At 71.5% G+C, this 11,157-nt stretch carries 11 protein-coding genes; 7 read left to right on the forward strand and 4 right to left on the reverse strand.

Features of this window, described 5'->3' with window-relative positions:
• From C667_RS14955 to C667_RS14965, 3 genes are all read left to right on the forward strand, one after another.
• Positions 1 to 473: efflux RND transporter periplasmic adaptor subunit (locus C667_RS14955; RefSeq protein ID WP_004367766.1), on the forward strand; the 473-nt coding region annotated here is incomplete at its 5' end.
• 14 nt (positions 474 to 487) lie between these two features.
• Complete coding sequence (locus tag C667_RS14960; protein ID WP_004367768.1) at positions 488 to 3,763, forward strand: efflux RND transporter permease subunit; 3,276 nt, start codon at positions 488 to 490, stop codon at positions 3,761 to 3,763.
• On the forward strand, positions 3,760 to 3,981 hold the full coding sequence (locus C667_RS14965) for a YgaP family membrane protein (protein WP_004367771.1): 222 nt from the start codon (positions 3,760 to 3,762) through the stop codon (positions 3,979 to 3,981). The genes C667_RS14960 and C667_RS14965 overlap by 4 nt, the downstream gene beginning before the upstream one ends.
• A gap of 6 nt (positions 3,982 to 3,987) precedes the next feature.
• Here C667_RS14965 and C667_RS14970 read toward each other — a convergent pair whose 3' ends face one another.
• Positions 3,988 to 4,494 (reverse strand): disulfide bond formation protein B, encoded by a 507-nt coding sequence (locus C667_RS14970; protein ID WP_004367773.1) that lies wholly within the window; start codon positions 4,492 to 4,494, stop codon positions 3,988 to 3,990.
• A gap of 117 nt (positions 4,495 to 4,611) precedes the next feature.
• The gene (locus C667_RS14975) at positions 4,612 to 5,520 is read right to left on the reverse strand and encodes a LysR family transcriptional regulator (RefSeq protein WP_004367775.1); all 909 of its coding nucleotides are present in this window, start codon (positions 5,518 to 5,520) and stop codon (positions 4,612 to 4,614) included.
• Between the two features lie 95 nt (positions 5,521 to 5,615).
• Between C667_RS14975 and C667_RS14980 the strand changes: the two genes are divergently transcribed.
• The gene (locus tag C667_RS14980) at positions 5,616 to 6,215 is read left to right on the forward strand and encodes an FMN-dependent NADH-azoreductase (RefSeq protein ID WP_004367777.1); all 600 of its coding nucleotides are present in this window, start codon (positions 5,616 to 5,618) and stop codon (positions 6,213 to 6,215) included.
• A gap of 110 nt (positions 6,216 to 6,325) precedes the next feature.
• Positions 6,326 to 7,210, forward strand: coding sequence for a pirin family protein (locus C667_RS14985; RefSeq protein WP_004367780.1), 885 nt, complete (start codon positions 6,326 to 6,328; stop codon positions 7,208 to 7,210).
• A gap of 187 nt (positions 7,211 to 7,397) precedes the next feature.
• Here the strand turns inward: C667_RS14985 and ybiB are convergent, their stop codons facing one another.
• Entirely contained in the window at positions 7,398 to 8,312 is a 915-nt protein-coding gene (gene ybiB, locus C667_RS14990) for a DNA-binding protein YbiB (protein ID WP_004367781.1), read from the reverse strand.
• Positions 8,313 to 8,587: 275 nt separating this feature from the next.
• Here ybiB and C667_RS14995 point away from each other — a divergent pair, with 275 nt between their 5' ends.
• Together C667_RS14995 and C667_RS15000 are read left to right on the forward strand one after the other, a co-directional pair.
• The gene (locus C667_RS14995) at positions 8,588 to 9,469 is read left to right on the forward strand and encodes an NAD(P)-dependent oxidoreductase (protein WP_004367783.1); all 882 of its coding nucleotides are present in this window, start codon (positions 8,588 to 8,590) and stop codon (positions 9,467 to 9,469) included.
• Between the two features lie 20 nt (positions 9,470 to 9,489).
• Complete coding sequence (locus C667_RS15000) at positions 9,490 to 10,350, forward strand: NAD(P)-dependent oxidoreductase (RefSeq protein ID WP_004367785.1); 861 nt, start codon at positions 9,490 to 9,492, stop codon at positions 10,348 to 10,350.
• Positions 10,351 to 10,405: 55 nt separating this feature from the next.
• Here the strand turns inward: C667_RS15000 and C667_RS15005 are convergent, their stop codons facing one another.
• The gene (locus C667_RS15005; RefSeq protein ID WP_004367787.1) at positions 10,406 to 11,095 is read right to left on the reverse strand and encodes a class II aldolase/adducin family protein; all 690 of its coding nucleotides are present in this window, start codon (positions 11,093 to 11,095) and stop codon (positions 10,406 to 10,408) included.
• Positions 11,096 to 11,157 lie beyond the last annotated feature (62 nt).

The raw sequence follows: 11,157 nt of genomic DNA on the forward strand, positions 1-11,157 counted from the left end.
GCCTCACCGAGCTCGGCGCCGGCCCGCTGCGCGCCAGCGTCGAGCTGCCCGCCAGCGGGCGCGTCATCGAGGCCGCCGCGGTCAGCGTGCTGCCCGCCGCCGATGCCCGCACGCACACGGTGCGCGTGCGGGTGGACCTGCCCGCAGGCGTCGAGGATGTGCTGCCTGGCAGCTTCGCGCGCGTGCATTTCCGTGGCACGCCTGGCGCTGGTGCCGCTGCCGGCTCTGGCGCGACTTCCGCCGCCGGCCCCGTCGTGATCCCCGCCGCCGCCGTGCTGCGTCGCGGCGAGCTCACCGCGGTGTATGCCGCCGACGGCCAGGGCGGCTTCATGCTGCGCCAGATCCGCCTCGGCCGTGCGCTGCCCGGCGGCGATGCCGTCGAGGTGCTCTCCGGCCTCAGGGGTGACGAGACCCTCGCCCTCGACCCGGTCCAGGCCGGCATCCAGGCCCGCTCGGCTGCGGCCGCGCGCTGAGCCGGGAGACCGTCATGGACAAGCCCCTCGGCATCTCCGGCCGCATCGCGGCCGGCTTCCAGCGCAACGCGATCACGCCGCTGCTGGCGCTCGTGCTGTTGCTCGCCGGCATCTTCGCCACCCTGATCACGCCCAAGGAAGAAGAGCCGCAGATCGACGTCACCATGGCCAACGTGCTGGTGCCCTTCCCGGGCGCCTCGGCGCGCGACGTCGAGGCCCTGGTGGCGCGGCCGGCCGAGCAGGTGCTGTCGCGCATCGCCGGCGTCGAGCACGTCTACACCGTGTCGCGCCCCGGCATGGCGGTGATCACCGTGCAGTTCGAGGTCGGCGTGCCCAACCAGACGGCGCTGGTCCGGCTCTACGACACGGTGGACTCGCACGCCGACTGGCTGTCGCCCCAGCTCGGCGTCGGCAAGCCGCTGATCAAGCCCAAGGGCATCGACGACGTGCCCATCGTCAGCTTCACTTTCTGGACCGCCGACCCCGAGCGCGCTGCGTTCTCGCTGCAGCAGGTCGCGCGCGCCACCGAGACCGAGCTCAAGCGCATCCCCGGCACCCGCGACGTCGCCACCATCGGCGGCCCCGGGCATGTGATTCGGGTCGACATGGACACCGAGCGCATGAACGCGCACGGCATCACCGCGCAGGACCTGCGCGGCGCGCTGCAGCTCGCCAACGCCTCGCAGCCGGCGGGCAGCCTGGTCGCGGGCAATCGCGAGGTGCTGGTGCAGACCGGCACCTATCTGGAGTCCGCCGAGGACGTGCGCACGCTGGTGGTGGGTGTGCAGGACCGCAAGCCGGTGTTCCTGCGCGACGTCGCCGAGGTGGTCGACGGTCCCGACCAGCCCTCCCAATACGTCTGGTTCGGCACCGGCGTCGCCGCCGAGGCGCGCGGCATCGAGCAGCAGGGGCTCTTCCCCGCGGTCACGCTGGCGCTGTCGAAGAAGCCCGGCGCCAACGCCGCCGACGTCGCCCAGGCCGCGATGCAGCGCCTGGAGAACCTGCGCGGCAGCGTCATCCCGGAGGGCGTGGAAGTCACCGTCACGCGCGACTATGGCAAGACCGCCAATGACAAGGCCAACCAGTTGATCGGCAAGCTCGCCTTCGCCACCGCCGCGGTGGTGGCGCTGGTGTTCTTCGCGCTCGGCCGGCGCGAGGCCATCATCGTCGGCATCGCGGTCACGCTCACCCTGGCCGCCACCTTGTTCGCGTCCTGGGCCTGGGGCTTCACGCTCAACCGGGTGTCGCTGTTCGCGCTCATCTTCTCGATCGGCATCCTGGTCGACGACGCCATCGTGGTGGTGGAGAACATCCACCGCTGGCACACGCTCGAGCCCGACACGCCCTTGTGGAAACTCATCCCCAAGGCGGTGGACGAGGTCGGCGGCCCCACCATCCTCGCCACCTTCACCGTCATCGCGGCGCTGCTGCCGATGGCCTTCGTCACCGGGTTGATGGGCCCCTACATGAGCCCGATCCCGATCAACGCCTCGATGGGCATGTTCATCTCGCTGGTGGTGGCCTTCGTGGTCACGCCCTGGCTGGCGCAGAAGATGTTGAAGAACGTCGACGCCCGCCAGCACGGCGGCGAGGACAGGATGACGAAGCGCCTCGACGGCCTCTTCCGCCGTGTGATGACCCCCATGTTCGATGCCCGCCGTGGCGGTCGTAACCGGCTGGCCCTGTGGGTGGTCGTGTTCGCGCTCATCGGCGCCTCGGTGGCGTTGCCGGTGGTGCAGCTCGTGGTCATGAAGATGCTGCCCTTCGACAACAAGAGCGAGTTCCAGGTCGTGCTCGACATGCCGGTCGGCACGCCGGTCGAGGACACCGCGCGCGTGCTCAACGAGATCGGCGCCCATCTGGCCACCGTGCCCGAGGTCACCGACTGGCAGTCCTACGCCGGCGCCGCCGCGCCGATCAACTTCAACGGCCTTGTGCGCCAGTACTACCTGCGCAGCGCGCCGGAGCAGGGCGACATCCAGGTCAACCTGGTCGACAAGACCGCGCGCGAGCGCCAGAGCCACGAGATCGCCGTGTCGGTGCGCGACGCGGTGACCGCGATCGCGCTGCGCAACGGCGGCAACGTCAAGGTCGTCGAGGTGCCGCCCGGCCCGCCGGTGCTGTCGCCGATCGTCGCCGAGATCTACGGCCCCGACTACGACGGCCAGGTGGAAGTGGCCAGGCGTGTGCGCGCCGCCTTCGAGGACACCCCGGACATCGTCGGCGTCGATGACACGGTGGACGAGGACGCGCCCAAGCTGGTGCTGCGTGTCGACCAGGCCAAGGCTGCGCGCATGGGCGTGGCGCAGGCCGACATCGTCGAGGTGGTGCGCCTGGGGCTGTCCGGCGAGAACGTCACCCCGGTGCATGGCGGCGACAACAAGTACGAGGTCCCGGTGCGCATCCAGCTCCCGGCGGTGCGCCAGTCCGAGCTCGGCAACCTGCTGAGCATGCAGGTGCGCGCGCGCGGCGGCGACAACGCCGGCCAGCTCATCAACATCTCGGAGGTGGTGCAGGTCGCCGAGACCCGCCGCGAGCAGATCCTGTATCGCAAGGACCTGCTGCCGGTGGTGTACGTGACCGGCGACATGGGCGGAAAGCTCGATTCGCCCTTGTATGGCATGTTCGACATCCGCTCGCGCGTCAATGGCATGGCGCTCGAGGGCGCGCCGGGGCTCGGCGGCACGCTCGGCGAGTGGTTCATCCGCCAGCCCGCCGACCCCTACGCCGGCTACCAGTTGAAGTGGGATGGCGAGTGGCAGATCACCTACGAGACCTTCCGCGACATGGGCGCCGCCTACGCCGTGGGCTTGGTGCTGATCTACCTGCTGGTGGTGGCGCAGTTCCGCAGCTACCTGGTGCCGCTGATCATCATGGCGCCGATCCCGCTCACCATCGTCGGCGTGATGCCCGGCCACGCGCTGTTCGGCGCGCAATTCACCGCCACCTCGATGATCGGCATGATCGCGCTCGCCGGCATCATCGTGCGCAACTCCATCCTGCTGGTGGATTTCGTCAATCAGCAAGTCGCCGAGGGCATGGAGTTCGGCGAGGCGCTCATCCGCGCCGCCGCGGTGCGCGCCAAACCGATCGGGCTCACCGCGCTGGCGGCGATGATCGGCGCGGTGTTCATCCTCGACGACCCGATCTTCAACGGCCTGGCGATCAGCCTGATCTTCGGCATCTTCGTGTCCACCGTGCTCACCCTGGTGGTGATCCCGGTGCTCTACTACGCGGCCATGCGTGGCCGCATCGCAAGCCTCAAAAACCCCGAGGAGAACCCCGCATGACCACCAATGAATACGTGCGCGCCTTTGCCGGCGCCTTCGTCCTGATCTCGCTCGCGCTCGGCGTCGAGGCCTCGCCGCTGTTCGTCAGCAAGCACTTCCTGTGGGTGACCGGCTTCGTCGGCCTCAACCTGTTCCAGAGCGCCTTCACCGGGCTGTGCCCGCTGGTGAACATCCTGCACAAGCTCGGCGTCAAGGACGGCCCGGCGAGCTGCGGCTAAGTCGTATCAGCCGCGGCGCAGCAGCATCCAGCCGGCGAAGAGCACGGTCGCAGTGAAGCACAGCAGCGACCAGTTCGCGATCGACAGGCCGAGAAAGGTCCATTCGATCACGGTGCAGTCGCCCGCGCCGCGGAAGATCATCGGCAGCGCCTGCGCGAGCGGAAAGCTCTCGAGCATGAACTCCAGCCCCGGGCCGCACTCCGGGATCAGCGGCGGGTTGATCTGCATCCAGCTCTGGCGCGCGGCGATGCCGCCGCCGGTGAGTGCGGACGCGCCGATCAGCGCCGCGTAGACACGCTCGCCGCCGCGCCCGGGTGCATGCAGGCCGGCGATCAACGCGATCAGCGCGGCAGTGGCGAAGGCGTAGCGCTGCATGATGCACATCGGGCAGGGCTCGAGGCCCAGGCCGTGCTGCAGGTAGAGGCCGAAGCTCAGCAGCCCGGTCGCGACCAGGAAGAGGCTGAGGTAGAGCACCCGCGCGGGCAGGTTGAGGATGCGGTGCAGCAGGGTCATCGTGTTCGGTCGTCGGGGAGAGGGCGCCATTGTAGGCGAGCGGGGCAGTCGCGTCAGTGAACTGCGACCGGCACGCCGGCGCGGTGTTCCCGGCGCCTCCCGTCTCGTCGTCCCGGCTCAGCCGTGCCGCTCGTTCCCCAGCGCCGCCTGCAGCATGTCCAGGAAAGCCCGCGTCTTCGCCGGCATCAGCCGCCGGCCGGGGAAGACGGCCCAGGCGGCGATCGAGGGTGGATGCCAGTCCGGCAGCACGCGGCGCAGCTCGCCGCGCTGCACGTGGGGCGCCGCGAAATACTCCGGCACCGTGGTGATGCCCGCGCCCGCGCAGGCGAAGCGGATCAGCAGCTCGGGCGAGTTCGCGGTGATCGAGCCCGGCGGCACGCCCTCCCAGCGCTGCTCGCCGCGCAGCAAGTTCCAGCGGATCGCGTCGCCGGTGCGCGCGAGCAGGCGCAGCGCGCGATGGCGATGGAGGTCGTCCGGCGCCTGCGGCTCGCCGTGCTCGGCAAGATACGCGGGCGCGGCATACAGCCCCCAGGGAAACACCGCCAGCCGGCGTGCGGCGAGCAGCGCGTCGTCGGGCAGGTCGCCGAGGCGGATCGCGAGGTCGAAGTTCTCGCCGAGCAGATCCACCCGGCGCGGCGACAGGTCGAGCTCCAGCGTCACCCCCGGATGCAGCGCAGCGAAGGCGGCGAGCATGTCGGTGAGCAGCAGGTTGGCGAAGTCGCTCGGCATCGACACCCGCAGCCGCCCGCTCGGGCGCGCCTGGCGGCTCTCGGCGAGCGCCGCGACCGCCTCGACCTCGCTCTCGAGCTGGCGGGCGTGGTCGAGCAGGGCGGCACCGAACTCGGTGATGTTGAGGCGACGGGTGGTGCGCAGCAGCAGGCGCTCGCCGAGCTGCTCCTCCAGCCGCGACAGCCGGCGCGAGACGGTGGATTTGGGCAGGCCGAGCTTGTCGGCCGCGGCGGTGAGGCTGCCCTCGGCCACGACGCGGGCGAAGACGAGCAGGTCGTTGGGGTCGATTTGTTCCATGTGTGGAACAATCATGTGCTTCGAGGGGGCTTAATGCAATCCCCCGCGTCCAATACACTGCAGTCCATCCCATCCCCAATCCAGAGGACAAGCACATGAACATCCTGCAGATCAACGGCAGCGCCCGCTCCCAAGCCGGCAACTCCACCCGCCTCGCCAACGAGCTCGTCGCCCGCCTTGTCGCCGGCGAGCCGGCCGCCCGCGTGGTGGTGCGCGACCTCGCCCGCGACCCCGCGCCGGCGATCAACGAGGCGGCGCTGGGCGCGCTGTTCACCCCGGCCGAACAGCGCAGCCCGGAGCAGGCGGCGCGCGTGGCGCTGAGCGATGCGCTGGTCGCCGAGGTGCAGGCCGCCGACGTGCTGGTGCTGGGCGTGCCGATGTACAACTTCGGCATCTCCACCCAGCTCAAGAACTGGATCGACGCGATCGCCCGCGCCGGCGTCACCTTCCGCTACACCGAGAACGGCCCCGAAGGCCTGCTGAAGGGCAAGAAGGTCTATGTCACCTTCGCGCGCGGCGGGCGCTACCGCGGCACCGCGGCCGACACCCAGACGCCTTACCTGAAGACCCTGCTCGGCTTCCTCGGCATCACCGACGTGCATTTCATCTACGCCGAAGGCCTGAACATGGGTGAAGAGGCCACGAAGCAGGGCTTCGCCGAGGCCGAGGCGGACATCGCCGCCGCGCTCGCCTGAGTCATGCGCGGCAAGCCTCGTGACCGCCGGCGGCGGCGCGAGGCCGGCCTGGACGACGAGGGCGGGCCCACCCGCCCCGCACCCCCGACCCCAAACAGAGGAGCACGCAAATGAGCACGACCCCCGCCCCCCGCCACCCCTCCGCGACCGTGCAGCATCCGCGCACGGTGGAGCGGCTCGTGACCGGCCATCCGACCTCGGACGGCGCCGGCGTCAAGCTCACGCGCGTGCTCACCCAGCCGCTGCAGCGCCGGCTCGACCCCTTCCTGATGCTCGACGCCTTCGGCAGCGACCAGGCGGACGACTACATCGCCGGCTTCCCCGATCACCCGCACCGCGGCTTCGAGACCGTGACCTACATGATCGCCGGGCGCATGCTGCACCGCGACAGCGCCGGCCACGAGGGCCTGCTCGAGAACGGCGGCGTGCAGTGGATGACCGCCGGCCGCGGCGTCATCCACTCCGAGATCCCGCAGCAGGAAGAGGGCGTCATGGAGGGCTTCCAGCTCTGGCTGAACCTGCCCGCGCAGGACAAGATGAGCGCGCCCTGGTATCGCGACTTCGCCGCGGGCGAGCTGCCGCGCTTCACCACGGACGATGGCGTCGAGGTCACCGTGATCGCCGGCGAAAGCCACGGCGTGAGCGGCGCCGTGACGCGCGCGGTCACCGCCCCGCTCTACCTCGACCTGCACCTGCCCGCCGGCACGAGCTTTTCGCAGCCGCTGCCCGCCGGGCACAACGCCTTCGTCTATGTGTATCGCGGTCGGGTGAAGCTCGGCGAGGTGGAGGTGCCGGTGCGCAACATGGCGATCCTCGCCAACGCCGCGGACCGCGACGGCGTGCGCATCGAGGCTTTGGAGGAGGCCCGCGTGCTGCTGATCGCCGGCCGCCCGCTCGGCGAGCCGATCGCGCAATACGGTCCCTTCGTGATGAACACCGAGCAGGAGATCTACCAGGCCGTCGCCGACTACCGCGCCGGCCGGCTCGCGGCCTGAGCGCAGCGCGCGCTCGGCAGGCACGAGGCCGTCTCGTGCCCCGGACCGCCGTGGCAGCGGGCCTGCCCGCGAAAGGGGATGCGAGAGGGTGTTTCGCGCAGGGTCTGCGGTGGGAGCGGACCTGCCCGCCAAAGAACGCGTCCTCGATGGCCGGTTCGCGGGCCGGCCCGCTTCCAGGCAGGGCGCTTCAGTTCGCCAGCGCCCGCAGCGCGGCGACCTGCCGGAGGATCGGCCCCGGCACCGGGACCTCGCCCGCCAGCATGGCGCGGATCAGCGCGGCGTTGTCCGCCACCGAGGGCGCGTCGGGCAGCCCGGCGAGCGGCGGCGCGCCACCTTCCTCGGCGGGGACGCCCACGCTCGCCTCGCCCTCCACATACACCTTCATCTCCGGGCAGCGCCGCGGGTTGGCGTAGATCTCGCCCTCGGTGCCGCGCATCAGCATCGCGCGCCCGCCGTCGGCGCGCAGGAAGGCGTCCATGCGCTCGAGGTACTCGGGGTGGGTCACCGCCACCACGCGCACGCTGCGCCCGCGGCAGGGGTCGATGAGCTTGGCCATGGTGTGGCCGCTGGCGCGCACGCCCATGCGCACGCGCAGCGCGAGCAGCGGGTCGAGCCCGGGCAGCAGCCGGTCCACCCCGATGCAGGCGAGGCGACGCTGCGCGAGCTGCACAGCGGCCGCCGCCGCGTCGGCGGCCGGATGCAGCTCGAGCGCGGCGAGCAGCTCGAACGGGCTCACCCGCGTCTCGAAGTCGTGGCGGCCCTGGATCAGCACCGGTACGCCCTCGCGCGCGAGCAGCAGCGCCACCAGCGGCATCAGGTTGGCCTGGCGGCGCGCGCCGTTGTAGGTCGGCAGCACCACGCAGCGCGGGCCTTCGGGCACCGCTACCTGCGCGGTGCGCGCGTCCATCGCCTGCTTGAAGCCGAGCAGCTCGGGCAGCGCCTCGCTCTTGATGCGGAAGGCGAGCAGGATGGCGCCGAGCTCGAGCTCGGGCACGACGCCATCGAGGATGTCGCCGAAGAGCGCCGCCGCGGCGGCCGTGTCTAGGTCGCGGGCACCCTTGGCGCCCCGCCCGATTTCCTTGATGATTGGACCGTATTTCATGGCGGCGATTATGGCGGGCTTGGCCTGCGGCGGCCAGCCCGTTTTGGGCACGCGCTCCGTGCGCTGCTTTCGCGGTCAAGGCCGCTCTCACAGGGGCGACGGGCTGTGTCTTGCCGCAGGAGCGGGCTTGCCCGCGAACATCGCAGGACCGGGCGCTGTTTTCTCGGCCAAGGCCTCCCACATGGGGGCCAGGCGGTGCCTTGCCGTGGGAGCGGGCTGGCCCGCGGATGCCAGACCCCCGCCCAAGCGGCCCCCACTCTGGAGGACTCCACTCAATGGACGTCGGATTCATCGGACTCGGCCTCATGGGACGGCCCATGGCGCTCAATCTCATCAAGGCCGGCCACCGCGTGCACGTGTGGAGCCGCCGCCGCGAGTCGATGCAGCCGCTGCTCGACGCCGGTGCCGGCGACTGCGCGAGCGCGGCCGAGGTGGCGCGACGCGCGGCGGTCACGATCAGCATGGTGTCGGACGCGCCCGACGTCGAGCAGGTGACGCTCGGCGCGGACGGCATCGCCGATGGCGCGGGCGCCGGCCACATCCACATCGACATGAGCACGATCGCGCCCGCCGCGGCGCAGACCATCGCCGCACGCCTGGCCGAGCGCGGCATCGTCGCGCTCGATGCGCCGGTGTCGGGCGGCGAGCCGGGCGCGATCGCGGGCACGCTCACCATCATGGTCGGCGGCGATGCGGACGCCTGCGCGCGCGTGCTGCCGCTGCTCGAGGCCATGGGCAAGTCCATCACTCGCATCGGCGAGGCCGGCGCCGGTCAGGTCGCCAAGGCCTGCAACCAGATCATCACCGGGGTGGGGGTGGCTGCGGTCGCCGAGGCGTTCAACTTCGCCGCCAGGAGCGGCGCGGATGGGGCCAAGGTGCGCGAGGCGCTGCTCGGCGGCTTCGCGTACTCGCGCATCCTCGAGAACCACGGCCAGCGCATGCTCGAGCGCAACTTCCGGCCCGGCTTCAAGGCCTGGATGCACCAGAAGGACCTGCGCATCGTCATGGGCGAGGCGCACCGGCTCGGCGTGGCGCTGCCCGCGGCTGCGGCCACGGCGCAGCTCTTCAACGGCATGATCGGCTGCGGAATGGGCGAGGACGATTCGGTGGCGATGCTCAAGCTCTTCGAGCGCATGAGCGGCGGCGCGGGCGAATGAACGGGGCAGGGGAGAAGCACATGAAGATCGGATTTATCGGCCTGGGCGTGATGGGCGAACCCATGGCCCGCCACCTGTGCGCCGCCGGCCACGACCTGGCGCTGTGGGCGCGCCGTCCCGAATCGGCCGCGGCGCTGGTTGCCGAGGGCGTGCCGCTGTGTGCGACACCGGCCGAGCTGGCGGCGCGCAGCGAGGTGGTGATCACCATCGTGACCGCGAGCGCCGACGTCGAGGCGCTCGCCTTCGGGGCGCAAGGGCTGGCCGAGGGCTTCGCCCCCGGGGCCATCCACGTGGACATGAGCACGATCGCCCCGGCGACGGCGCGCGTGCTCGCCGCCCGCTACGCCGAGCGCGGCATCGGCTGGGTCGATGCGCCGGTCTCGGGCGGCGGTCAGGGGGCGCGCGATGCGACGCTGGCGATCATGGCCGGCGCCGAGGACGACACGCTCGCCCGCGTGCGGCCGCTGTTCGGGGTGCTCGGCAAGCGCATCGTGCACATCGGCCCGCCCGGGGCCGGCCAGGTGGCCAAGGCCTGCAACCAGATGATCATGGTGTCGGCGATCCAGGCTTGCGCCGAGGCTTTCCGCCTCGCCGCCGCGCATGGGGTGGACGAGGCCGCCGTGCTGCGCGCGCTCGCCGGCGGCTCGGCGGGCTCTCGGGTCCTGGAGGTGATGGGCGCGAAGATGGTGGCGCGCGATTTCGCCGCCGGCGTCGAGGCTCGCCTGCACCACAAGGACTTCGCCATCCTGATGGAGGAGGCCGCCCGCCTCGGCGTGCCGCTGCCGGTGGCGGCGCAGGTGTGGCAGCAGCTCGACGCGCTGATGGGCGCGGGCTGGGGGCGGGACGACACCGCGAGCCTGCTGCGGGTGCTGGAGAGGTAGGTTCCGAGCGGTGGGTTTTCGCGGTCAAGCCCGCTCCCGCGGTCGGATCCGCGGTTCAGGCGCGCGGCTTGCCGTACCACTTGAAGCGTTCGATCACCTCGGCCATCTCTTCTTCCGACAGCAGCACCGGCGCACCCAGTTGCAGCGTGCGCCAGTATTGCTCGCACAGGGTCTCGAACTCGATCGCCATCGCCAGAGCGTGGTCGAGGTCGCTGCCGAGCACGACCGTGCCGTGGTTGGCGAGCAGGCAGGCGCTGCGCTCGTGCAGCGCCGCCACGGTGGCGTCGGACAGCGCCTGGGTGCCGAAGGTGGCGTAGCCCGCGCAGCGCACGGTGGTGCCGCCGAAGCGCGCGATCATGTAGTGGAAGGGCGGGATGTCGAGGCGCTGGCAGGCGAGCGCGGTGGCGAAGGGCGAATGCGCGTGCAGCACCGCGCCGGCCGCCGGGAAGGCGGCGTAGACGTCGTGGTGGAGTAGCCACTCGGACGAGGGCGCGCGCGCGCCGGCGTAGCGGCCGTCAGCCTCCACCACCACCATGTCCTCGGCGCGGCAGCGCTCGGCGGGGATCCCGCTCGGGCTGATCAGCATGCGCCCGCCCTCGAGGCGCTGGCTGGCGTTGCCCGAGGTACCGACGTTGAGCCGCGCCGCGCCCATCGCGCGCAGGGTGTGGAGCAGGCGCGCGCGCGGGTCGTCCTCGCCGCGCCAGCCGGCCTCCTCGTGGATGCAGCCGGGCGTGCCGGCGCTCATCGCGCCTGCTCCGGGTAGAGGCGGGCGAGCTCGCCCGGGCGGGCGATGCCGCGCTCGGTGAC

The organism is Thauera phenylacetica B4P (genome assembly GCF_000310225.1).
Taxonomy (GTDB): domain Bacteria; phylum Pseudomonadota; class Gammaproteobacteria; order Burkholderiales; family Rhodocyclaceae; genus Thauera; species Thauera phenylacetica.